The organism is Streptomyces pseudovenezuelae (assembly GCF_001513955.1).
Lineage (GTDB): Bacteria > Actinomycetota > Actinomycetes > Streptomycetales > Streptomycetaceae > Streptomyces > Streptomyces pseudovenezuelae.
Map to the genome: position 1 here is coordinate 858219 of NZ_KQ948145.1, position 23195 is coordinate 881413.

At 70.3% G+C, this 23195-nt stretch carries 23 protein-coding genes; 9 read left to right on the plus strand and 14 right to left on the minus strand.

Going from position 1 to position 23195, the window contains the following annotated elements:
* Positions 1-2: 2 nt before the first annotated feature.
* The 8 genes from AQI94_RS11295 to AQI94_RS11325 are packed head-to-tail and all read right to left on the minus strand — an operon-like array spanning position 3 to position 7846.
* A complete protein-coding gene (locus AQI94_RS11295) occupies positions 3-1997 on the minus strand; it encodes an NADH-quinone oxidoreductase subunit 5 family protein (protein ID WP_031048842.1) in 1995 nt (664 codons plus the stop codon).
* Positions 1994-2410, minus strand: a complete 417-nt coding sequence (gene nuoK, locus AQI94_RS11300) for an NADH-quinone oxidoreductase subunit NuoK (protein WP_031048840.1) — start codon at positions 2408-2410, stop codon at positions 1994-1996. The genes AQI94_RS11295 and nuoK overlap by 4 nt, the downstream gene beginning before the upstream one ends.
* The gene (locus tag AQI94_RS11305; protein ID WP_225890174.1) at positions 2410-3246 is read right to left on the minus strand and encodes an NADH-quinone oxidoreductase subunit J family protein; all 837 of its coding nucleotides are present in this window, start codon (positions 3244-3246) and stop codon (positions 2410-2412) included. Before AQI94_RS11305 ends, nuoK begins: the two co-directional genes overlap by 1 nt.
* Positions 3243-3812 (minus strand): NuoI/complex I 23 kDa subunit family protein, encoded by a 570-nt coding sequence (locus AQI94_RS11310; protein WP_031048836.1) that lies wholly within the window; start codon positions 3810-3812, stop codon positions 3243-3245. Before AQI94_RS11310 ends, AQI94_RS11305 begins: the two co-directional genes overlap by 4 nt.
* Before the next feature lie 2 nt (positions 3813-3814).
* Positions 3815-4783 (minus strand): complex I subunit 1/NuoH family protein, encoded by a 969-nt coding sequence (locus AQI94_RS11315; RefSeq protein ID WP_031048834.1) that lies wholly within the window; start codon positions 4781-4783, stop codon positions 3815-3817.
* Complete coding sequence (locus AQI94_RS45285) at positions 4780-6774, minus strand: NADH-quinone oxidoreductase subunit C (protein WP_079062538.1); 1995 nt, start codon at positions 6772-6774, stop codon at positions 4780-4782. The genes AQI94_RS11315 and AQI94_RS45285 overlap by 4 nt, the downstream gene beginning before the upstream one ends.
* Positions 6771-7433 carry an NADH-quinone oxidoreductase subunit B gene (locus AQI94_RS11320; protein ID WP_031046748.1) on the minus strand — a complete coding sequence of 221 codons (663 nt, stop codon included), beginning with the start codon at positions 7431-7433 and terminating at the stop codon, positions 6771-6773. Before AQI94_RS11320 ends, AQI94_RS45285 begins: the two co-directional genes overlap by 4 nt.
* Positions 7424-7846 (minus strand): NADH-quinone oxidoreductase subunit A, encoded by a 423-nt coding sequence (locus tag AQI94_RS11325; protein WP_031046745.1) that lies wholly within the window; start codon positions 7844-7846, stop codon positions 7424-7426. The genes AQI94_RS11320 and AQI94_RS11325 overlap by 10 nt, the downstream gene beginning before the upstream one ends.
* Before the next feature lie 220 nt (positions 7847-8066).
* On the opposite strand from AQI94_RS11325, the gene AQI94_RS11330 reads away from it, so the two are divergent.
* The 5 genes from AQI94_RS11330 to AQI94_RS11350 all read left to right on the plus strand — a co-directional run bounded on the left by AQI94_RS11330 (position 8067) and on the right by AQI94_RS11350 (position 14953).
* Positions 8067-9290 carry a sensor histidine kinase gene (locus AQI94_RS11330; RefSeq protein WP_031046743.1) on the plus strand — a complete coding sequence of 408 codons (1224 nt, stop codon included), beginning with the start codon at positions 8067-8069 and terminating at the stop codon, positions 9288-9290.
* 130 nt (positions 9291-9420) lie between these two features.
* Positions 9421-10764, plus strand: coding sequence for a sensor histidine kinase (locus tag AQI94_RS11335; protein ID WP_031046740.1), 1344 nt, complete (start codon positions 9421-9423; stop codon positions 10762-10764).
* 253 nt (positions 10765-11017) lie between these two features.
* Positions 11018-11677: a response regulator transcription factor gene (locus AQI94_RS11340; protein WP_031046737.1), complete on the plus strand. Its 660-nt coding sequence runs from the start codon at positions 11018-11020 to the stop codon at positions 11675-11677.
* Positions 11678-11952: 275 nt separating this feature from the next.
* Positions 11953-13881: a 2-oxoacid:acceptor oxidoreductase subunit alpha gene (locus tag AQI94_RS11345; RefSeq protein WP_031046734.1), complete on the plus strand. Its 1929-nt coding sequence runs from the start codon at positions 11953-11955 to the stop codon at positions 13879-13881.
* A complete protein-coding gene (locus AQI94_RS11350; protein WP_031046731.1) occupies positions 13874-14953 on the plus strand; it encodes a 2-oxoacid:ferredoxin oxidoreductase subunit beta in 1080 nt (359 codons plus the stop codon). The genes AQI94_RS11345 and AQI94_RS11350 overlap by 8 nt, the downstream gene beginning before the upstream one ends.
* Before the next feature lie 57 nt (positions 14954-15010).
* Here the strand turns inward: AQI94_RS11350 and AQI94_RS11355 are convergent, their stop codons facing one another.
* The 5 genes from AQI94_RS11355 to AQI94_RS11375 form a co-directional block, all read right to left on the minus strand.
* Positions 15011-15253: a hypothetical protein gene (locus tag AQI94_RS11355; protein WP_031046728.1), complete on the minus strand. Its 243-nt coding sequence runs from the start codon at positions 15251-15253 to the stop codon at positions 15011-15013.
* A 38-nt stretch (positions 15254-15291) separates the two neighbouring features.
* Positions 15292-15756, minus strand: a complete 465-nt coding sequence (locus AQI94_RS11360; protein WP_158806265.1) for a DUF6082 family protein — start codon at positions 15754-15756, stop codon at positions 15292-15294.
* Positions 15757-15925: 169 nt separating this feature from the next.
* Complete coding sequence (locus AQI94_RS11365; RefSeq protein ID WP_031046719.1) at positions 15926-16162, minus strand: hypothetical protein; 237 nt, start codon at positions 16160-16162, stop codon at positions 15926-15928.
* Positions 16163-16462: 300 nt separating this feature from the next.
* Positions 16463-17029: a DUF6082 family protein gene (locus AQI94_RS11370; protein WP_031046717.1), complete on the minus strand. Its 567-nt coding sequence runs from the start codon at positions 17027-17029 to the stop codon at positions 16463-16465.
* 228 nt (positions 17030-17257) lie between these two features.
* Positions 17258-17653, minus strand: a complete 396-nt coding sequence (locus AQI94_RS11375; RefSeq protein WP_031046715.1) for a winged helix-turn-helix transcriptional regulator — start codon at positions 17651-17653, stop codon at positions 17258-17260.
* A gap of 91 nt (positions 17654-17744) precedes the next feature.
* Here AQI94_RS11375 and AQI94_RS11380 point away from each other — a divergent pair, with 91 nt between their 5' ends.
* The 4 genes from AQI94_RS11380 (at position 17745) to AQI94_RS11395 (ending at position 21543) form a co-directional block, all read left to right on the plus strand.
* The gene (locus tag AQI94_RS11380) at positions 17745-18599 is read left to right on the plus strand and encodes an SDR family oxidoreductase (RefSeq protein WP_031046714.1); all 855 of its coding nucleotides are present in this window, start codon (positions 17745-17747) and stop codon (positions 18597-18599) included.
* A gap of 138 nt (positions 18600-18737) precedes the next feature.
* Positions 18738-19748 (plus strand): EamA family transporter RarD, encoded by a 1011-nt coding sequence (rarD, locus tag AQI94_RS11385; RefSeq protein ID WP_031046710.1) that lies wholly within the window; start codon positions 18738-18740, stop codon positions 19746-19748.
* 213 nt (positions 19749-19961) lie between these two features.
* Positions 19962-20429 (plus strand): VOC family protein, encoded by a 468-nt coding sequence (locus tag AQI94_RS11390; RefSeq protein ID WP_031046707.1) that lies wholly within the window; start codon positions 19962-19964, stop codon positions 20427-20429.
* Positions 20430-20592: 163 nt separating this feature from the next.
* Positions 20593-21543: a M28 family metallopeptidase gene (locus tag AQI94_RS11395; RefSeq protein WP_031046694.1), complete on the plus strand. Its 951-nt coding sequence runs from the start codon at positions 20593-20595 to the stop codon at positions 21541-21543.
* A gap of 13 nt (positions 21544-21556) precedes the next feature.
* On the opposite strand, the gene AQI94_RS11400 is transcribed toward AQI94_RS11395, so the two are convergent.
* On the minus strand, positions 21557-23092 hold the full coding sequence (locus AQI94_RS11400) for a hypothetical protein (protein ID WP_062229708.1): 1536 nt from the start codon (positions 23090-23092) through the stop codon (positions 21557-21559).
* Between the last annotated feature and the right edge of the window lie 103 nt (positions 23093-23195).

Below are 23195 nucleotides of genomic sequence, written 5' to 3' on the forward strand. Positions count from 1 at the left end.
GCTCACGCTCCCGTGGCGACGAGGACGACGGCGACCGCGAGGACGACGGTGCCGGCGAGCAGCGCGCTCACATAGGTCTGGAGATTGCCGGTCTGGGCGCGTCGTACGGCGCTGCCGAGCCAGCGGGGCAGTGCTGCCGCGCCGCGTACGTAGGTCTCGACGACCTCGCGGTCCAGGAACCGCACGAGGGTGGCTCCGGCCTGGACCGGGCGGACGAAGAGGGCCGAGTACAGGGCGTCCAGGTGGAAGCCCACGGCCGCGTGGCGGTGCAGCGGGCCGAGCAGCAGCCGTCCGGGGTCGGCGGGGTCGGGCGTGTAGGCCACGTCTCCGTAGGCCGGCTCGTGGGTGGCGATGGCCTCGGCCTCGACCAGTCCGGCGTCGCCCTCGGGGTGAGCGGCGACCGCTCCGAGCGGGACACGGGCCGATACCGCGCTGGTGTGCCGCCAGGCCGCGTAGGTGACGATGCCACCGATCAGGGCCACGCCCGTGCCTGCGACGGACGTGGCGAGGGTCGGAGTGAGGTCGCGGCCGTCGAACCAGTCGGGCAGCACACGGTAGGCGAACGCGCCGAGGGCGAGGGAGGGGGCCGCGAGGACCCACAGGACCACGTTCATCGTCAGCGGCTGACGGCCGTGGTCGGGTGCCTCGGCGCCCCGCCCCTGGAAGGCCAGCAACCACAGGCGAGTCGCGTACGCGGCGGTGAGCAGGGCCGTGAGGAGGCCGGCGACCAGGGTGATCCACCCCGCGGCGCCGGGGGCGTGTTCGGTGTGGCCGGTGGCCACGTGCTCGGCGGCGCCGAGGACGGACTCCTTGGAGAAGAAGCCGCTGAAGGGCGGGATCGCGGCGAGCGCGAGGAGCGCCACCGTCATCGTCCAGAAGGCGTCCGGGACCCGGGCGCGCAGGTCCTTCATACGGGACATGGCGGCCAGTGAGTTGGTGCCGGCGGCGTGGATGATCACGCCTGCCGCGAGGAACAGCAGCGCCTTGAAGGCGCCGTGGGACAGGAGGTGGAAGACGGCGGCACCGCGGTCACCGACGGCGAGGGCGCCGGTCATGTAGCCGAGTTGGCCGATCGTCGAGTAGGCGAGGACGCGCTTGATGTCGTCCTGGGCGAGCGCGGCGAGACCGGAGCCGAGCATCGTGACGGCGGCCATGACGGCGAGGACCACCATCGCGGCCTGAGAGGCCTCGAAGACCGGGAGGAGACGGGCGATGAAGTAGACACCGGCGGCGACCATCGTCGCGGCGTGGATCAGCGCGGAGACGGGTGTGGGGCCGGCCATCGCGTCGGGGAGCCAGGTGTGCAGGGGGAACTGCGCCGACTTGCCGGCCACCCCCGCGAGGAGGAGCAGGGCGATCAGGGTCGGATGGTCGAGTCCGCCGTGTGCGACGGCGTCGAGGACCTTCGTGATCTGGAAGGAGCCGGCGTCGGTGGCCAGCGCGAACAGGCCGATCAGGAAGGGGACGTCACCGAGCTTGGTCACCAGGAAGGCCTTGAGGGAGGCGGCGCGGGCCTCCGGGGTCTCCCAGTAGTGGCCGACCAGGAAGTACGAGCAGATGCCCATGATCTCCCAGCCGACCAGCAGCACGATGAGGTCGCCGGAGTAGACGACGAGCAGCATCGCGGAGGTGAAGAGGGAGACGAGAGCGGCGTACGAGGGGTAGCGCGGGTCGTCGCGCAGGTAACCCGTCGAGTAGATCTGCACGCAGGTGGCGACGAAGGCGACCAGGACGGCGACGAGGGCGGCGAAGCCGTCGATGTGCAGGGCGAGTTCGATCGGCACCGAGCCGGTCGGGGTGAGCTCGGTGGCGGCGTTCAACGTCTGCTCGCCGCCTTGGCGTACCGCGACCACAGCGGCGAGCGCGAGGGCGGCCAGGGGCGGCAGGACGGCGAGCGGGCGGACGAACCCGGGGGCCGTGCGGCCCAGGAGCAGGCCGGCCGCGGCGCCCAGGAAGGGAAGGAGGGGGACGAGGAGGGCGAGGGTGGTCGTGGTCACGCGGTGGCCTCAGCCTTCCCGGTCCGCCCGGATCGTGCGGCCTGTTCGGCCGGAGGGGCTTCGCTGTCGGAGTCGTCGCGGTCGTCGGGCCCGTGGCCCTCGGCCGTGTCGCGGAGCTTGTCGATGTCGGCGGTGCCGCGGTTGCGGTGGACGGCCAGGACGATCGCGAGGCCGATACCGATCTCGGCAGCGGCGATGGCGATGGTGAACAGGGTGAGTGCCTGGCCGGAGTGCAGGGTCTCCTCGGCGGTCCTGCTGAGCCACACGTCGAAGGCGACCAGGTTCAGGTTGACGGCGTTGAGCATCAGCTCGACCGACATCAGGACGAGGATCGCGTTGCGGCGGGCGAGGACGCCGTAGAGGCCGGTGCAGAAGAGGAGGGCGGAGAGTACGGCGGGATAGGCGAGGTGCATCAGCGGGCGCCTTCCTGCTCGGCCGAATCGGTTTCCTTGGGCGTCTGGATTTCCTTGGCCGACTCGGTTTCCGTGGCCGCCTCAGCTCTCTGGGCCGACCCGATTCCCTTGGCCGACTCGGTTCCGGTGGTCGCCGCGGTTCCGCCGGTCGCCGCGGTTCCGCTGGCCGCCTCGGTTTCCCTGGCCGACCCGGTTCCCGAAACCGCACCTTTTCGCCCTATCGGGTGATTACGGGAATCAGGGACGGATGGGGAACCACCGGTCACGGCCCGGGAGTTCACTGGGGGAGAGCTCGACTCCGCCTTCGCCTTGCGGGACAGGACGATCGCGCCGACCAGTGCCGCGAGGAGCAGGACGGAGAGGGCCTCGAAGGGGAGGACCCAGTTCTGGAAGAGGCTCGCGCCGGTGGCCTCGGTGGAGCCGGCGGCGGGGCCGTCCAGATCGACCCAGGTGGTGCGGAAGGCGTCGACGACCACCCAGACCAGAGCGGCCGCTGCGGCGAGGGCCACGACGAGGGCGGCCCAGCGGTTGCCGGAGTCCGCGTCCGGGGAGCGGCCGATGGGGGCCCGCGTGAGCATCAGACCGAACAGAAGGAGGACGACGACGGAACCCACATAGATGAGGACCTGCACCCAGGCGATGAACTCCGCGGTGAGCAGGAGGTATTCGACGGCGAGGCCACCGAGGGCCACCACCAGCCACAGGGCGGCGTGCACCAGCTGCTTGGTGGTGACGGTGACGATCGCGGCGCCGAAGGTGAGCAGGCCGACGAGGAGGAACGCGATCTCGACACCGGTCGGGGAGAGGAAGCCGTGCGCCTCCTGAGCGAGGGTCACGACTCTTCCCCCTGGGGATCGGTCGGCGCGGTCGGCTCGGCCTGGGCCGCCGCCAGCTTCTCGGCGGTCTTGCGGGCGGTGCCGATCTCCTTCGGTTCCTCGGCACCGGGGTCGAGGGCCGGTGGCGCCGGGACGGTCCACATCCACTCCCGGAGCTTGTCCCGCTCGTGGGTGAGCTCGCGGATGTCGGTCTCGGCGTACTCGAACTCCGGGGACCAGAACAGGGCGTCGAAAGGACACACCTCGATGCAGATACCGCAGTACATGCAGAGGGAGAAGTCGATGGCGAAGCGGTCGAGGACGTTACGGCTGCGTTCGCGGCCACCAGGGGCCGCAGCCGGGACCGTCTCCTTGTGGGAGTCGATGTAGATGCACCAGTCGGGGCACTCACGGGCGCACAGCATGCAGACCGTGCAGTTCTCCTCGAACAGGCCGATCACCCCGCGGGTACGGGGCGGGAGGTCGGGCTGGGCGTCGGGGTACTGCTCGGTGACGGTCTTCTTCGTCATCGTGCGCAGGGTGACGGCCAGGCCCTTGGCCAGACCCGAGCCAGGAATGGGGGCCATGGTTACTGGATCACCACCTTGACGATGCCGGTGAGGGCGATCTGGGCGAGGGAGAGGGGGACGAGGAGGGTCCAGGAGAGCTTCTGAAGCTGGTCCTCGCGCAGGCGGGGGTATGTCACGCGGAGCCAGATGACGACGAAGGCGAGCACGGCCGTCTTGAGCAGGGTCCAGACCCAGCCGAGCCCGTCGGCACCCCAGGGCCCGTGCCAGCCGCCCAGGAAGAGGACGGTGGTCAGGCCGCACAGGACGACGATTCCGGCGTACTCGGCGAGGAGGAACAGGGCGAAGCGCAGGCCGGTGTACTCGGTGTAGGCACCGAAGATGATCTCCGAGTCGGCGACCGGCATGTCGAAGGGAGGGCGCTGGAGTTCGGCGAGGCCGGCCACGAAGAAGACGATGGCACCGACGATCTGCCAGGGCAGCCACCACCACTGGAAGGCGTCGAGGATGCCGGGGAGGGAGACGGTTCCGGCCGCCATCGCCACCGAGGCGGCGGTGAGGAGCATCGGGAGTTCGTAGGCGAGGAGCTGTGCGGCGGTGCGCAGACCGCCGAGGAGGGAGAACTTGTTGGCGGAGGCCCAGCCGGCCATCAGGGAGCCGAGGACGCCCACGCCCATCACGGCGAGCACGAAGAACACACCGGCGTCGACGACCTCGCCGACGGCGCCCTCGCCGGGGCCGATCGGGATGGCGAGGAGGACGAGGAGGTAGGGCAGGAGGGCGACGGCGGGGGCGAGTTGGAAGACACGGCGGTCCGCGCCCGCAGGCACGACGTCTTCCTTCTGGGCGAACTTCACGCCGTCCGCGACGAGTTGGGCCCAGCCGTGGAAACCGCCGGCGTACATCGGGCCCAGGCGGCCCTGCATGTGGGCCATCACCTTGTGCTCGGTCTGACCGATGATCAGGGGGAAGGTGAGGAAGACGACGAAGACGACCAGGAGTCGCAGGGCGACGTCGAGAGCGTCGTTCACTGCGGGCCTCCTGCGGGCTTGTCGGGGGTGGAAGGCTTGTCCGGGGTCGAGTCCTCGGGGCTCGGGCCGGTGTCTTCGGGGCGGTCGGAAGGCTGGGGGTCTTCGGGGACCTCGGGAACTTCGGAAGTCCGGGACCGCTCGGAAGTCCGGGACTTTCCGGGGGTCCGAGACTGCTCAGGGGTCCGGGACTGCTCCGGGGCCTGGGACCGCTCAGGGGCTTTGGACCCCTGTGCAGTCGTGGACTCCTCGGAGGTGGTGGGCCTCCCGGAGGTCGGCTCCCCGGAAGGCGTCCGCTCCTCCCGTACTTCGGAGTCTTCGGAGCCTTCGGAAGTCCGTGCGGTGTCCTCGGGTGTGGCAGGCCGCTTCGGTTCCGGGTCGTCGAAGGCCGGTCGGGCGTGGTGCCATGGCGCGTCCGGACTGCGAGGAGTCGCGGGAGGCTTCGGCGGGGCGGGGCGCGGGCTCGCGTCGTCGGTCGACGGTTCGGAGTCGGTCGCGTTGGGCCTCTGACTCGCCGAACCGCCCGAGGCGGTACGCGCCCGACGGGGCCCGGCCGAGGCACCGCCCGCCGCCGCTCCCGAAGGCTGCGGAGGCTGCGCTGTGGGCGCATCGGACGCCGAGGCGTGGGACTCAGGTGTGGGCGCATCGGACGCCCGGGTCTCCGACGGCGAAGCGGGCATACCTGGCACCGGCGTCTCCGACTCGGGTGCAGCTGACCCCACTACCGGGGCATCCGGCGAGGACGCAGACGAGTCCGTTGCCGGAGCCTTCGACTCGGGCGTGCCGTCGGCCGGGGTTGCCGAACCGGCGCCGTCCTCAGCGCCGGCCCCGGTGCCGTCGGTTCCTGGTGCCGCCTGGCCGGCCGAGCCCTGTGCGGCGGTACGTGTGCGCCGGGGCCCAGCCGTCGGCGAGGTTGCGGCAGCGTCCTCTGTCGCCTCGGGCGCGGTCTGGCTCGCCGAGCCCTCGGCCGCGGTGCGCGCACGCCGTGCGCCGGCGCCCGCGGACCCAGCCGCATCCGACGCCGCGGGGGTCTCCGCCTGACTTGCGGAGCCCTCCGCAGCCGAACCCACCCGACCCGGACCGGCCGCCGCCGCAGCGCCCGCCGTACCCGGCGCCTCCGACGGCTTCGCTTGACTCGCCGCCCCCTCCGCAGCCGAACGCGCCCGACGCGGACCAGCCCCCGCCGCCCCCGCAGCAGCCGTGTTCGCAGGCGTCTCCGCTTGACTCGCCGCCCCCTCCGCAGCGCCCGCCGCACCCGGCACCCCCGACGCCTCCGCCTGACTCGCCGACCCCTCCGCAGCCGAACGCGCCCGACGGACCGGGCGGTCGCCCGTGGCTCGGGGCGGGCGTTCTCCGGGCGTGCGGGTGGGGCGTTCTCCCGGTGTGCGGGCCGGGCCGCGGGTCGGGCGGGTGGGGGCCGGGGGGAGTTGGCCCTTGAGGGGGCCCCATTCGTTCGGGTCGGGGACTCCTGGGGGAAGCATCTGGCGGCGTTTGGGGCCGCCGTGTTCGGACTCGCCCGGTTCCTTGGCGCCGGGCCAGGCCTTGGCGACGCGGGCGGCCAGGACGAAGTCCTTGCGCAGGGGGTGGCCCTCGAAGGTCTCCGGCAACAGGAGGTGGTCCAGGGAGGGATGGCCCTCGAAGGTGACACCGAACATTTCGTGGGTCTCGCGCTCGTGCCAGGCGGCGCCCGCGTAGATGTCGACGGCGGTGGGCAGCACCGGAGTGTCGTGGGAGACCGTCGTGCGCAGCAGGAGGCGTCGTACCGGCGCGAGGGCCGCCACGTGGGCGGCCACGCGGAAGCCGGTGCCGGGTTCGTCGACGGCACTGAGCCAGTCGAAGTAGGTGCAGCCCAGTTCGTCGCGGGCGACGCGCAGCGCGGTGAGCCAGGTCGCGGGCGGGACGTCCACTGTCAGGATCTCGTAGGACTCCTCGGCGGTCGCCTCGGGGCCGAAGAGGTCCTCGGCGGGGGCGGGAAGCCAGCCGACGGCGGTCACTGCGCGTCCCCCTCACCCGGAGTCGCCACCGGAGTCGGCGTCGGCGGCCTGACCAGTCCGCTCTGCAGCGCGGCCGTCGACGGACGGGGCGCGGGCGTCCCGTACCGCTCCTCCAGCGACTCCCTCGCGATCTTCTCCTGGAGCTTCAGGATTCCCTGGAGCAGGGCCTCGGGGCGGGGCGGGCAGCCGGGGACGTAGACGTCGACGGGGATGATCTGGTCGACGCCCTTGGTGACGGAGTAGGAGTCCCAGTACGGGCCCCCGCAGTTGCTGCACGCGCCGAAGGAGATGACGTACTTCGGCTCCGGCATCTGTTCGTACAGGCGCTTCACCGCGGGCGCCATCTTGTCCGTGACGGTGCCGGAGACGACCATCAGGTCGGCCTGGCGCGGGCCCGGGGCGAAGGGGATCACGCCGAGCCGGATGAAGTCGTGGCGGGCCATGGACGCGGCGATGAACTCGATGGCGCAGCAGGCGAGACCGAAGTTGAAGACCCACAGGGAGTACCGGCGGCCCCAGTTGAGGATCACCTTCATCGGCTCGGGGGCGAGTCGGGCGAGGGCGCCCAGCCGCTTCGGCTCCGGGAGCAGAACGGGCTCCGTGGCACCGGAGTCGGCCGGTGAGCCGGCAACGCGGTCGGCCGCGGGGTTCACGTCCATGCCAGGACACCCTTCTTGTACGCGTAGAGCAACCCCACGGCGAGGAAGCCGAGGAAGATGAACATCTCGACGAGGGTCGTCGCGCCGTAGCCGGGGGCCGCGAAGACCGTGGCCCAGGGGAACAGGAAGATCGAGTCGACGGCGAAGATGACGTAGAGGAAGGCGTAGACGTAGTAGCGGACCTGGGTGTGGGCCCAGCCCTCGCCGACGGGGTCGACTCCGCACTCGTAGGTCAGGAGCTTCTCCGGGGTGGGGACCACCGGTCGCAGCAGCCGTCCGGCACCGAAGGCGACCGCGACGAACAGCACGCCGACGACGGCGAGCAGTCCGACGACCGAGTACGACTGGAAGTAGTCCGCCGCGACGACGGTCGGATCGACGACGGTTGCCTCGACGACGGTCGGTTCCGGCACGTCCGTCCCTCGCTCCCTGTGCACACGCTGGCCCCGGAGGCCACGCTGAACACCACTGTTCGACGATCTGTACGCACGGGAGTCTAGGCCCTGATAAAGGGACGGTAAGCAGCCCGTCACCCGAGGAAGCCGTCCGAAAGGCCGAGGTGGGGTTTTCCCCAGCAAGCCGCGGCGGTCCGCCTCATGGCGCACGGCGGTCGCGCGCGGCACGCTAGCCCATATGACCGAACGCCAATCGTCCCCGAGCCGTGCCGTGACCACCGGCAGAGACCGCGGAACCGACGACGGCCGGCCGCCGCCGGCCCGTTTCGCCTTCGACGCGCACACCTGGAAGGAGATCGCGCATCTCCTGGCGAATCTCCCGGTGTCCATTCTCGGTTTCGTCTACGTCGTGACGGTGCTCTTCACCGGCTTCTGGCTGACCGTCACCGTGATCGGGTTCCCGCTGCTCGCGGCCGGTCTGCTGGGCGCGCGGCAGCTGGGCAAGCTGGAACGTGCGCGCGCCCGGGCACTGCTCGGGGTGCGGGTGGACGAACCGAGCCCCCTGCCGTGGCGCACCAAGAACGGCGGCTCCGGCTTCTTCGCCCAGCTGTGGATGGGGGTGAAGGACCCCGTGGGCTGGCGGACGGTGCTGTACGACTTCATCCGGCTGCCCTGGGGAGTGCTCACCTTCACCATCACGCTGACCTCGTTGTTCGTGCTGTGGCCGGTGCTGCCGTTCATCGCGCGGGGCCTGGCCAACGTCGACCGGGCGATGGTGCGCGGTCTGCTGTCGCCCTCCGACGAGCTGGAACGCCGTATCGCGGAACTGGAGTCGGACCGGGGGGTCGTGGTGGACGCGGCCGCGTCCGACCTGCGGCGCATCGAGCGCGATCTGCACGACGGGGCGCAGGCCCGGCTGGTCAACCTGGCCATGGGGCTCGGTCTCGCGAAGGAGAAGCTCCTGGAGGACCCGGAGTACGCGCAGGCGATGGTCGCGGAGGCGCACGGCGAGGTGAAACTGGCGCTCCAGGAGCTGCGGGATCTGGCGCGGGGCATCCATCCCGCCGTACTGACGGACCGCGGGCTCGACGCCGCCCTCTCCTCGGTCGCCTCGCGCTGCACGGTCCCGGTGAAGGTGACCGCCGACCTCGACGCGCGGCCGGTCCAGGCCATCGAGGGGATCGCCTACTTCACCGTGTCCGAGCTGCTGCAGAACATCAGCAAGCACAGTGGGGCGCGGTCGGCGTCGGTGGACGTGTGGCGGTCGGAGAACCGGCTGCTCATCCAGGTGCGGGACGACGGCCGCGGCGGCGCCCGGCTCGACGGCGGCACCGGTATGCGCGGACTCGCTGAGCGCCTCGGCGCGGTCGACGGTCTGTTCGTGATCGACTCCCCGCCGGGCGGCCCGACGGTCGTCACGGCGGAGCTGCCGTGGCGGGACCGGGTCCCGGAGAGGTCGTAGCAGCAGGGCCAGGGGTGGGGAAAACCCCCCTTCCGAGACGCCGACGGCCTCCATGGTCCGTTGAGCTGCGGTCCAGCAGGGTGGAGGTACGACACCACGGGCGCGGGACGAGAGAAGAAGGACGACGTCGATGGCCACGGACTACGGGTACGACAGTGGGCTCGGGTTCCCCGAGACGGTACGGCGGCACCGGGTGCCGGCCGGGCTGCGGGCGCCGTTCGAGGGGCGGACCTGGCGGGAGTTCGGCTATGTGCTGCTGAGCCTGCCGATCAGCGTCCTGATGTTCACGTACGCCGTCACGATGATCTCGCTCGGCGCGGGCCTCCTCGTGACCTTCCTCGGGATTCCGGTCTTCGCGGCCGGGCTCGCCGGGTGCCGGGGTCTCGGGGCGCTGGAGCGGGCGCGGGCTCGGGGGCTGCTGGGTCTGGAGGTCGGCGATCCGGAGCCGCTCAGGATGCGGAAGTCCGGGTTCATGGCGTGGATCGGGGCGGTCCTGAAGAGCGGGACGTCGTGGCGGACGCTGCTGTACTCGGTGCTGCACCTGCCGTGGGCGCTGTTCTCGTTCGTCGTCTCGGTGAACTTCTGGGTGTACGGCTGGGCGCTGCTGACGTATCCGCTGTGGTTCTGGGTCTTCCCTGCGTACGTCGGTCAGGACGGCCTGCAGCTCTACGGTGACCAGACCCACCACATCTACCTGGACAACCCGTTCGAGATCGGTGTGACCGCGCTGGTGGGGCTGTTGTTCACGCTGGCCACGCCGTGGATCGTGCGGGCGCTGACGACGGTGGACCGGGTGATGGTGCACGGATTGCTCGGGCCGACCCGGCTGTCGGCGCGGGTGGTGGAGCTGGAGTCGGACCGGGGGGTCGTGGTCGACACGGCCGCGGCCGATCTGCGGCGGATCGAGCGGGATCTGCACGACGGTGCGCAGGCCCGGCTGGTTGCTCTGGCCATGGATCTGGGGCTGGCCAAGGAGAAGCTCACGGAGGACCCCGCGGCGGCGGCGCGGATGGTGGACGAGGCGCACGGCGAGGTGAAGACGGCGCTCCAGGAACTGCGGGATCTGGCGCGGGGGATCCATCCGGCGGTGCTGACCGACCGGGGGCTGGACGCGGCGCTGTCGGCGGTGGCCTCCCGGTGCACGGTTCCGGTGCAGGTGGAGGTGGATCTGCCGGCCCGGCCGGCGCCGGCGATCGAGGGGATCGCGTACTTCACGGTGTCCGAGCTGCTGCAGAACATCAGCAAGCACTCCCGGGCGACGTTCGCCGCGGTGGACGTGTGGCGGGTGGAGAACCGGCTCATGCTGCAGGTCGTGGACAACGGAGTGGGCGGGGCCGAGGTGTCCTCCGGGACCGGGCTCACGGGCCTCGCGGAACGGCTGGACGCGGTGGACGGAATCCTGGTGGTCGACTCACCGGCCGGGGGGCCCACCCGGGTGACGGCGGAGCTGCCCTGGCGGAGCGAGCGGGTGTGACGGGGGCGGTGTGAGGGGCGGTGGGGCGGCGGGGGTGTTGTCGCCCCACCGCCCTTTCTCATGCCCCAGGGCCTCCCCCACGGCAAAACATGGCCGGATCTCGAGCATCACGCCCCGTTCTCGGCTCTTTGTTCGGATTCTTCCGCCCTATTCCCGTTGCCCGCGCCCGCCCGCATCCGAATGCTGGAATGCTGGACTTGTCCAGCGAGTGGGCAGGCAGTGGGCTGGGGGGCCGAGAGTCGTGGAGGACAGGGTGCGGGTGGTCATCGCCGAGGATTCAGTGCTGCTGAGGGAGGGCCTGACCCGGTTGCTGACCGACCGCGGGCACGACGTCGTGGCCGGTGTGGGCGACGGGGAGGCGCTGATCAAGACCATCGGCGAGCTGGACGACCAGGGCGAGCTGCCCGACGTGGTCGTCGCCGATGTACGGATGCCTCCCACGCATACGGACGAGGGCGTGCGAGCCGCCGTACAACTGCGCAAGGCACATCCCGGACTCGGGGTACTCGTACTGTCGCAGTACGTGGAGGAGCGGTACGCCACCGAGTTGCTGGCCGGGTCCAGCCGCGGGGTGGGGTACCTGCTCAAGGACCGGGTCGCGGAGGTGCGTGAGTTCGTGGACGCGGTGGTGCGGGTGGCCGAGGGCGGCACCGCCCTCGACCCCGAGGTGGTCGCTCAGCTGCTGGGACGCAGCCGTAAGCAGGACGTGCTCGCCAACCTCACGCCCCGCGAGCGGGAGGTTCTGGGGCTCATGGCCGAGGGGCGCACCAATTCGGCGGTCGCGCGGCAGCTCGTCGTCAGCGACGGGGCCGTGGAGAAGCACGTCAGCAACATCTTCCTGAAGCTCGGGCTGTCACCCAGCGACGGGGACCACCGGCGGGTGCTGGCGGTGCTGACCTACCTGAACTCCTGACCACCTGACACCGTGTCAGACATCAGGGCGGCGGTCGACGGGCGGGACGGACCGGCCGCCCGGGACCGAGAACCGAGGAACGGCGAGGGAGCGTCTTCGAGGAAAGCGCCGGGGGGCGAGCAAATGGTGACAAGTCATGGCTTTGAAACGTCTCAAATCCACGTCCATCATGCGAATGGCCGAGGGAAGGCGAACCCTGCGGTCGTAGGGTTGATCCTGGGAAGGCCCGCGGGAAGGCCGCTCCCGAACAGCCGCCTCGAGGGAGGTCCAGTTCAGTGACCAGTCAGGTCAGCAGCCCAGCGGAGCAGGCCGACGAAGCCGTCGTGGGAGAGCAGCGCAAAGAGGCCGGTGCGAAGGACGTCCGCCGCCTCGACCGGGTGATCATTCGTTTCGCGGGCGACTCCGGTGACGGGATGCAGCTCACCGGTGACCGTTTCACCTCGGAGACGGCGTCCTTCGGCAACGACCTGTCCACCCTTCCCAACTTCCCCGCCGAGATCCGGGCCCCTGCCGGCACCCTGCCGGGGGTCTCCTCCTTCCAGCTCCACTTCGCCGACCACGACATCCTCACACCGGGTGATGCGCCCAATGTGCTCGTGGCCATGAACCCGGCCGCCCTGGCGGCCAACATCGCCGATCTGCCGCGCGGGGCGGAGATCATCGTCAACACGGACGAGTTCACCAAACGGGCGATGCAGAAGGTGGGGTACGCGGCCTCGCCGCTGGAGGACGGCTCGCTCGACGGGTACAGCCTTCATCCGGTCCCCCTGACCACGCTGACCGTCGAGGCACTCAAGGATTTCGACCTCAGCCGCAAGGAGGCCGAGCGCAGCAAGAACATGTTCGCGCTCGGCCTCTTGTCGTGGATGTACCACCGGCCAACCGAGGGCACGGAGAAGTTCCTGCGGACGAAGTTCGCGAAGAAGCCGCAGATCGCCGAGGCCAACCTGGCGGCGTACCGGGCCGGCTGGAACTTCGGCGAGACGACCGAGGACTTCGCCGTCTCCTACGAGATCGCCCCGGCGACCAAGGCCTTCCCGGTCGGCACCTACCGCAACATCTCCGGGAACCTCGCGCTGTCCTACGGACTGGTCACCGCGTCCCGCCAGGCGGACCTGCCGTTGTTCCTGGGCTCGTACCCGATCACCCCGGCCTCGGACATCCTGCACGAGCTGAGCAGGCACAAGAACTTCGGCGTACGGACCTTCCAGGCCGAGGACGAGATCGCGGGCATCGGCGCGGCGCTGGGCGCGGCCTTCGGCGGCTCGCTCGCGGTGACGACGACCTCCGGTCCGGGCGTGGCCCTGAAGTCGGAGACCATCGGGCTCGCGGTCTCCCTGGAGCTGCCCCTGCTGGTGATCGACATCCAGCGAGGCGGGCCGTCCACCGGTCTGCCGACCAAGACCGAGCAGGCCGATCTCCTCCAGGCCATGTTCGGGCGCAACGGCGAGGCGCCGGTGCCCATCGTCGCCCCCCGCACCCCGGCCGACTGCTTCGACGCGGCGCTGGAGGCGGCCCGGATCGCGCTGACGTACCGCACGCCGGTGATGCTGCTCTCGGACGGCTACCTGGCCAACGGCTCCGAGCCGTGGCGGATCCCGGAGCTGGACGAGCTCCCGGACCTGACCGTGCAGTTCACGCAGGGACCCAACCACACCCTGGACGACGGCACCGAGGTCTTCTGGCCCTACAAGCGCGACCCGCAGACCCTGGCCCGCCCCTGGGCCGTGCCCGGCACCCCCGGCCTCGAACACCGCATCGGCGGCATCGAGAAGGAGGACGGCACCGGGAACATCTCCTACGCCCCGGCCAACCACGACTTCATGGTCCGTACCCGCCAGGCCAAGATCGACGGCATCGACGTACCGGACGTGGAGGTCGACGACCCGCACGAGGCGCGCACCCTGGTACTGGGCTGGGGATCGACGTACGGGCCCATCACCGCGGCCGTCCGCCGGCTGCGCACGGCCGGCGAGTCCATCGCGCAGGCGCATCTGCGCCACCTCAACCCCTTCCCGCGCAACCTCGGCACGGTGCTGAAGGCCTACGACAAGGTCGTCATCCCGGAGATGAACCTCGGACAGCTCGCCACGCTGGTGCGGGCGAAGTACCTGGTCGACGCACACAGCTACAACCAGGTCAACGGCATGCCGTTCAAGGCCGAACAACTCGCCACGGCTCTCAAGGAGGCCATCGATGGCTGAGACGTCCACGGAAGGCACGGGCACGATCGAAGCACTCCAGCTCGTCCCCAAGGCCGAGGGCCGCCAGAGCATGAAGGACTTCAAGAGCGACCAGGAAGTCCGCTGGTGCCCCGGCTGCGGTGACTACGCGATCCTCGCCGCGGTCCAGGGCTTCATGCCGGAACTGGGGCTGGCCAAGGAGAACATCGTCTTCGTCTCGGGCATCGGCTGCTCGTCGCGGTTCCCCTACTACATGAACACGTACGGCATGCACTCCATCCACGGGCGGGCGCCGGCGATCGCAACAGGGCTCGCGGCCTCGCGACGGGACCTGTCGGTGTGGGTGGTCACCGGTGACGGAGATGCCCTCTCCATCGGCGGCAACCACCTGATCCACGCCCTGCGCCGCAACGTCAACCTGAAGATCCTGCTCTTCAACAACCGGATCTACGGCCTCACCAAGGGGCAGTACTCCCCGACCTCCGAGGTCGGCAAAATCACGAAGTCGACGCCGATGGGGTCGCTGGACGCCCCCTTCAACCCGGTGTCCCTGGCGATCGGCGCCGAGGCGTCCTTCGTGGCCCGCACAGTGGACTCCGACCGCAAGCACCTCACCTCGGTACTGCGGGAGGCCGCCGCCCACCCGGGCACCGCGCTGGTCGAGATCTACCAGAACTGCAACATCTTCAACGACGGCGCCTTCGACGTCCTCAAGGACCGGCAGCAGGCGCAGGAAGCGGTGATCCGCCTGGAACACGGACAGCCGATCCGCTTCGGCACCGACCTGTCCAAAGGCGTGGTCCGGGACCCGGCGACCGGCGACCTGAAGGTGGTACCGGTGACCCCGTCGAACGAGTCACAGATCGTCGTCCACGACGCACACTCCGCCTCCCCGACGACCGCCTTCGCCCTGTCCCGCCTCGCCGACCCGGACACACTCCACCACACACCGATCGGCGTGTTCCGCTCGGTGGACCGGCCGGTCTACGACACACAGATGGCGGACCAACTGGACGCAGCCATCGAACAGAACGGCAAGGGGGATCTGGGAGCGCTGCTGGCGGGGGGCGACACCTGGACGGTCGTCGGCTGACACGGCCGGAGACACCGAGGGCCCGGATGCGGCAAAGCATCCGGGCCCCTTCGCCATTCACACGTCGGGGATGTCCTTCTTGGCGCGAATGAGAGTCTCGCGGGTGACGACGACTATGCGCTCGGATTCGGCACAGACCGCGCCGGGAGGCAAGAGCTGGTCGCGCGCCTCAGTGGCATCGGTACCAATTACGGCGAAGCTTCCGTCGCTCAACTCGAAGAGGTCGGGACAGGTCTCGCCGGTTACGCTCCCCCGGATGCAAGGCGGGTCTCCGACGCGACGGATTATCTGAACAGGCATACGACCTCCCAGGAACTCCGCGGCGCCGAAGACGCCGGCTAGGACGTAGCCCCCGCTTCGGGCCCGACGACCCACCATTCCTCCAGGTCGTCCAGCCGCTCGTCCATGATGACGTCGACGGCCCGGCCGGTCCGGGCTTCGAACGAATCCGGGGGCAGTTTTCCACGCTGCTCAGAGGTGCGAGTCCAGTATTCGGCGAAGACGGGGTTCTTACTCAGCACCTTGAGGGCTCCGAGAAGGTCAGCGCGGTCGAGCCCTCCGGTTTCGTAGGCGAGCAGCAGCAGGCTGTACTGCTTGTTGGCGAAGATCATCTGACGGCGCTTGCCTTCCGACAGACCTTCAAGGGTGCTCAACGCCTGTGCGAGCGAGGGATCGTCGATCGCCCGGTCCAACTGCGCAACGAAAAGGCTGCGGATCTGGATCTTGTTCGCCCGGCGCAGCTCCCGTTCCAGGGCGGCCACGCCGTCCGCGACGAGGCCGAGGGCCCGGACAAGGTCCGGCACCTGGTCCTCCTGGTTTGGTACGCCCATCCGAAGCCCCCTTTTCGACCGACCGTTCTCCAGAATGTCCGACCGTTTAGGTCACCGGAGGAGGCGGAAAGGGGGCGCATGGATGGACAGGGCGGACTAAAGTCCGCCCCTCGTTTCCGCGGTCGCCTCGGCAGAATCAGTGTCAGGCGTCGGGGATGTCGCGCTTGGCACGCACGAGTGTCTGGCGGTCGATGACCACGATCCGCTCGTAATCAGCGCGCGCCGCGTCCGCAGGGAGCAACGGATCAAGATCTACCGTGGCCTCCGTGCCGATCACAGCAAAGCGTCCATCACTCAACTCGAAGATGTCCGGGCAGGTTTCGTAGGACCCGCTCCCCCGCAGCTTGGGCGGATCTCCGAGACGGCGGGCGATGTTCAACGACACGCGGGCTCCCTCTGTCACCCCCTTCTCACCCCCGGGCCGCCCAGGACGTGTCGACGCAGCGGCACACGCTTGTCCACTGGGCGACAAAGCAGGATCGGCACGCAGTGGAGAAGGGCCACTGAATCTGACGAATTGTCGGCGCACACGGGCGAGCTTTTCACGTCGCAGTGACGCCACACCCTACTCGGTCGACCCTTACACCCTGCCATAAAGCGCTGCTAATTACGTAACTGACGGTGACTATGTCGGCATGTCAATCCACGTGACCATGTCGGCAGATCGACAGTGCAGGGTTCAGGACCCGGTATCTGGTGACTCCTGCCCCACGACCCACCACTCATCGGGCTCCTCCGCCAACTCCTCGATCATCCCGTCGACGACCGCCCCGACTCGCGCCTCGGCCGAGTCTGCGGGCAAGGACCTGCGGTGCTCGACCGTGCGATCCCAGTACTCGGCGAAAAGCTTGTTGCGACACAGAATGCGAAGGTGCCCCACGAGTTCGTCCCAGGTGTACACACCCACTCGGTGGGACATCAGCAGATTTCCGTACTCACGATTCGCGAAGATCATCTGCCGACGCTTGGCCTCTGACAGGCCGGTCAGCGTGCTCCCCGCGTCCGCCAGGCCCGGGTCGTCGATTGCCCGGTCCATCTGGTCAAGCATGACCCGGTATTGATGAATGAGATTCGCCCGATGGATCTCCTCCGTCATGAGCGTCAACTGTTCGAGGAGTTCCAGCAGAATGCCCTCCTGGCGCCGACGTCGGGGGCCCCGCGTGAAGAATGCTCGCATCAGGTCGCGGCCCGCCGTCATCGCAGAGCCGATCCTGCTGCGGCGGACGGCCGGAGTCTGTGTGGCCATGTCAAGGCATCCCCCTGGATCCGGTGACCGTGCGCCGCGAAGTGGCGTGGCGGGGCGGTACACGGTGGGCGTGGCACTCCGCATCCAGCGTGCCCGTCGGCTCAAGTCGGCGCGGGAGGCGGAGAGGGGGCGCATGGGTGGACGCGTCTCGCATGTCGACCAACGCCCTGACACATGTGTGCCCCCTGGCGCCGTGTACATGCCTTCACGCGAACCCATCGAGACGCATCAGTCCTGCTCAGAGCCCCTCTTCCGCGCGTCGTACCCCTCCCGCGCCTCCTGCACCGCCCCCATCCGCCGCGCGGTCCACTCCGCCAGCGCCTGTACCTGTTCCGCCGCCTCGCGGCCCAGGTCGGTCAGGGAGTAGTCGACACGGGGTGGGATCACCGGCTTGGCGTCGCGGTGGACCAGGCCGTCGCGTTCCAGGGTCTGGAGGGTCTGGGTCAGCATCTTCTCGCTCACCCGGCCGATCGCCCGGCGGAGTTCGCTGAAGCGGTGGGGGCCGTCGAGGAGCTGGATCAGGACCAGGACGCCCCAGCGGCTCGTCACGTGCTCCAGGACGAGGCGGTGGGGGCACATCGCCTCACCGGGCGAGGCCGAGGGCACCACTGCACTTACTGCCATGCCAGTACCTTACTTCAAAGTGGGTACTTTCCATGAGTTAGCGCTTCTCCTATGGTTAGTGCCACCGCACCCCACAAGGAGATCGCACATCATGAGCATCGTCGTCACCGGAGCCACCGGACACCTCGGCCGTCACGTCATCGAGCAGCTGCTCGAGACGGTTCCCGCCGAGCAGGTCACCGCCGTCGTCCGCACCCCGGAGAAGGCCGCCGACTTCGCCGCCAAGGGCGTGAAGATAGCCGTCGCCGACTACAACAGCCCCGAGACCTTCGACAACGTCCTCGCGGCCGGCGACAAGGTGCTGCTGATCTCCGGCAACGAGTTCGACAAGGGCCGCCCGGCCCAGCACCAGGTCGTCATCGACGCCGCCAAGGCCGCGGGCGTGGCGCTCCTCGCGTACACCAGCGCCCCCGGCACCCTGACCGCCGCGCTCGCCGACGACCACCGGAGCACCGAGAAGGCGCTGCTCGCCTCCGGCCTGCCCTACTCGCTGCTGCGCAACGGCTGGTACAACGAGAACTACACCGAGAACCTCGCCCCCGCCCTGGAGCACGGCGCCGTCGTCCAGGCCGCCGGCGACGGCCGCCTCTCCACCGCCTCGCGCGCCGACTACGCGGCCGCCGCGGTTGCCGTGCTGACCGGCGAGGGGCACGAGAACACGACGTACGAGCTGGGCGGCGACGAGCCCTGGGGCTTCGCCGAGTACGCGGCCGAGCTGAGCAGGCAGACCGGCAAGGAGATCGCCTACAACGCCGTCTCCGTCGAGGCCCTCACCGGGATCCTGACGGGCGTCGGCCTGCCGGCCCCGCTCGCCGCGATCCTCGCCGGTGTCGACGCCTCCATCGAGAAGGGCGAGCTGCTCGTCACCTCCGGCGACCTGGCCCGTCTGACCGGCCGTCCGGCCACCCCGATCGCCGAGTCGATCGCGGTCGCGCTCAAGGGCTGACAGTCCCCCGGCACCCTCGGGACCTCCACCCCCGCCTGTCATGACCGTATGCCGATACGGGCATGACAGGCGGGGGTACTCGGCCTTAGCCTCTTCGCAGGCGAGGACAGTGCGAGCACCGTGCGAGGAGGAGAGTCCGTGAAGTCGAGGGGCGAGCGGCACATAGGTCTGCTGAACGGTTTCGCGGCCTATGGGATGTGGGGACTCGTCCCGCTGTTCTGGCCGCTGCTCAAGCCCGCCGGAGCCGCCGAGATCCTCGCCCACCGGATGGTGTGGTCGCTCGTCTTCGTCGCCGTCGCACTGGTCTTCGTACGGCGCTGGGCCTGGGCCGGTGAGCTGCTGCGGCAGCCGCGCAGACTGGCCCTGATCACCGTGGCCGCCGCGGTCATCACCGTGAACTGGGGCGTCTACATCTGGGCCGTGAACGCCGGCCATGTCGTCGAGGCCTCCCTCGGGTACTTCATCAACCCCCTGGTCACCATCGCGATGGGGGTGCTGCTGCTCAAGGAGCGGCTGCGGCCCGTGCAGTGGGCGGCGGTCGGGATCGGCGCCGCCGCGGTGCTCGTGCTCACCGTCGGGTACGGGCAGCCACCGTGGATCTCCCTCACCCTCGCCTTCTCCTTCGCCACGTACGGCCTGGTCAAGAAGAAGGTGAACCTGGGCGGGGTCGAGTCGCTGGCCGCCGAGACCGCGATCCAGTTCCTGCCCGCGCTCGGATATCTGCTGTGGCTGGGCAGCAACGGCGACCTCAGCTTCGCCTCCGAGGGCCCGGGGCACGCGGCGCTGCTCGCCTCGACCGGCATCGTCACCGCGCTCCCCCTGGTCTGCTTCGGCGCGGCGGCGATCCGCGTGCCGCTGTCCACGCTGGGGCTGCTGCAGTACCTGGCGCCGGTCTTCCAGTTCCTGCTCGGCATCTTCTACTTCGGCGAGGCCATGCCGCCCGAGCGCTGGGCCGGGTTCGCGCTGGTCTGGCTGGCGCTCACGCTGCTCACCTGGGACGCCCTGCGCACCGCGCGGACGCTCAGGAGGGAGAAGGAGATCGGCAGGCCGACCATCACCATGCCGGCGGACACGCTCAGCGCCGTGCGGGAGGCGGAGAGCCTGGCCTCGGGGCCGGAGCCGCTGGACTCGCCCGCCGCCAGGCCGTAGAAGACCGCTGCCAGGCCGTAGAAAACCGCCGTCAGGCCATAGAAAACCGCTGTCGCCGTGTGCGGCGGCCCGCCCCCGGCACGAACGCCGTGCCCGCGATGATCAGCTTCGGGAACATCACCGGACAGGGCCGACCCCGACGAACCGCAGTGCCCGCGAGGCGGGAGCCGTTTAGGACAGCCCGCGACCTGGTTCGCCGCTATAAGTGGCTCCATGACGCAGACAACCCCCGCTCCCCTGCACTGGAAACTGGTCGTCGACGCCGCCGACCCGCACGCCCAGGCCGACTTCTGGGCCGCCGCTCTGCACTACCTGGCCGAGGACAACGACGCGCTCGTCCAGCGGCTGCTGGAGCTCGGCGCGCTGCCGCGCGAGGCCACCGTCGAGTACCACGCGCGTCTCGCCTTCCGGGACCTGATCGCCGTACGGCATCCCGACGACCCCTACGACAAGGACAGCGGCACGGGGCTGGGCCGGCGGCTGCTGTTCCAGCGGGTGCCGGAGGCGAAGACCGTCAAGAACCGGCTCCATCTGGATGTGCACGCGGGTGACGGGCGGCGGGCGGCCGAGGTCGAGCGGCTGACGGCGCTCGGGGCGAGCGTGCTGCGGGAGGTCAAGGAGCCGGGGGGCGAGTGGGTGGTGATGGCCGACCCGGAGGGAAACGAGTTCTGCGTGCAGTGAGACGACGAGTCAGCGGACAGGGCCCGCCGAGTCCGTTATGCGAACGGGCGTGACCGGATTGCGCCCTTGACGGAGAGTCAACCTCAGCTTCACCATCCAGGCACCCATTCGCTGTGGAATCCCTGTGACCGCAGGGGTTCCCACGGAATTCGGAGCCCCCCACATGAAGCTCTCGGTTCCCGGACGCGTCACGGCCACCGCCGTCGTCGCCACCGTCTCCCTCCTGGCCGGCGGATCCATAGCCGGCGCGGCCCCCGCGGGACAGCCCGCGGTGGCCGCGGCCCCGGACATCCCGGTGGCCAACGTGAAGGCGCATCTGACCCAGCTCCAGTCCATCGCCACCGCCAACGGCGGCAACCGCGCGCACGGCCGCGCCGGCTACAAGGCCTCCCTCGACTATGTGAAGGCCAAGCTGGACGCCGCCGGATTCACCACGACGGTCCAGCAGTTCACGTCCTCCAGCCGCACCGGCTACAACCTGATCGCCGACTGGCCGGGCGGTGACACCAACCAGGTGGTCATGTCCGGCTCGCACCTCGACAGCGTGACCGCGGGCCCGGGCATCAACGACAACGGCTCCGGTTCCGCCGCCGTCCTGGAGACCGCGCTCGCGGTGTCCCGGGCCGGCTACCACCCCACCAAGCACCTGAGATTCGCCTGGTGGGGCGCGGAGGAGCTGGGCATGGTCGGCTCCCGCTACTACGTCAACCGGCTTGCCACCGCGGACCGTTCACGGATCAGCGGTTATCTCAACTTCGACATGATCGGCTCGCCGAACCCCGGTTACTTCGTCTACGACGACGACCCGGCCATCGAGAAGACCTTCAAGACCTACTACACCGGCCTCGGCGTCCCGACCGAGATCGAGACCGAGGGCGACGGCCGCTCCGACCACGCGCCGTTCAAGAACGCGGGCATCCCGGTGGGCGGGCTGTTCAGCGGCGCCGACTACGTCAAGACGGCGGCGCAGGCGGCCAAGTGGGGCGGCACCTCGGGGCTCGCCTTCGACCGCTGCTACCACGCGTCGTGCGACACCACGGCCAACATCAACGACACGGCCCTGGACCGCAACAGCGACGCGGTGGCGTACGCGGTGTGGGAGCTGTCGCAGTAGCGGGCCTTCCCGGTCACCGGTCGGCGTTCCGGGCGCGTTCCGCGAGGCGGAGCATCCGGGTGCGGGCCGACTCCAGCTTGTCGGGGTCCTCGGCCGCCGGGCCCTCCCCGGCGGCCAGGTCCGTCCACAGGGTGAGCAGATCGCGCCCGAGGGCCAGGCCCCGCAGCGGATCCCGTACGGCCTTCCACGCGGTGGCCGCGCTCTGCACGTTGCCGTAGGCCGCCTCGGCGTCCCCGGCGCGGTGGTGAATGCCGGCCAGGTCGAGGGAGATCTCCGCGGCCTGGACCGGCTCGCCCCCCAAGTAGGCGATGTAGGCGGCGAGTTCACGTACCCGCAGCACGTCGGGATGCTCGGCGCCCAAGGTCTCGGACGCCTCGCCGACGACCTGCTCCGCCAACTCGGCGGCCACGTCTGTCCGCCCCTCCCGCACGGCCTCGCTGATCCGCTCGACCGGCTCCGCGAGCACCGTGCTCTCGTCGACCACCAGTCCCTCCCCCAGAACCGCTTCCGCCACGGCGTCGAAGCCCCGCACGGGCGTCGGCTTCGGACCGGGGTCGTCCAGGAGGGGGACCGGATCGATGAGAGGGGCGGCGGCCCTGGGGGCGGGCGAGGCCGACGGAAGCGGCTGGGGCGCGACGGCGGCGAACCCGGCCGTCGGCAAGGGCAGGGGCTCGGGAACGGGGTCGGCGGGCGGGCGGGGGGCCTGGCGGCCGGGCGGCGGCCCCGGGGCCGGTACGGCGTCGGACGCCGGTGGGACAGGGCCCTGAGCGGAACTCCACTGCGGGGGGACGGGGGTGCGGTCCGGTGCGGGCAGGGGCACGGGCCCAGGCGTGTACGCGAGGTCGGTCGGGGACGGCGGCGGCGTGATGGTGGACGGGCTCGTGTCCATCACGGGGGGCGGGCCGAACTCACCCGTCGGGGGCAGGACCGTCCCAGGGGCCTGGGCCGGAGCCGGGCCGGTGGAGCGGGTGTCCGGCAGCCGGCGCAGGAGCTGGGTCGGGGACGGTTCGGCGTCCGCCGGCTCCGGCTCGGGCAGGTCGCTCGGCCGGAACGTGGGGGCCGGGTCCCGCGCGGGCTCGTCCAGCGGCCGCAGCGGATGCGTGGGTCGTGCGTGCGGGGCGGAGGCCGCGGGCGGCCAGGACTGCTCCGCCGGCTCCTTCCCCGCGCCGGACGGTGTCGGCCGGTCCCGCTCCTCGGCGGCCGTCGCCCCGAACGCTCCCCGCTCGGCGGCCCGGTTCCGGTCCGCCCCCTCCTGCGCAGCCATCCGTACCGGCTCTCCGGTGAAGCGGCTGGCACCGTCCGTCGCGACTTCCAGGGGGACCACATAGCCGATGCGGGCGTCGTGGATCATGGCGTGGACCGGGTGGCCGCCAGCGCGGGCGAGGTGGTGGAGGTGGGTCAGCACGGTCTGCTGGAGTTCCTCGCCGGGTGACGCGGTGACCGCTGTTCCGGCCACCGTCGCGGACTCACCCGTCAGGGGGACGCGGACGTCGATCGGGGTGGCCCCCCGCTGCTGGTCCCGCTTCTTGTCGCGGCTGAGTCGAGACATCTCATCCCTCACGGTCGTGCACGTACTGTCGAGTCTCTCCGCTCGCCCCCGGTTCTCACGTCACCGTGATGTCACAGGCCTGTTCCAGGAGGCGGAGGACGGG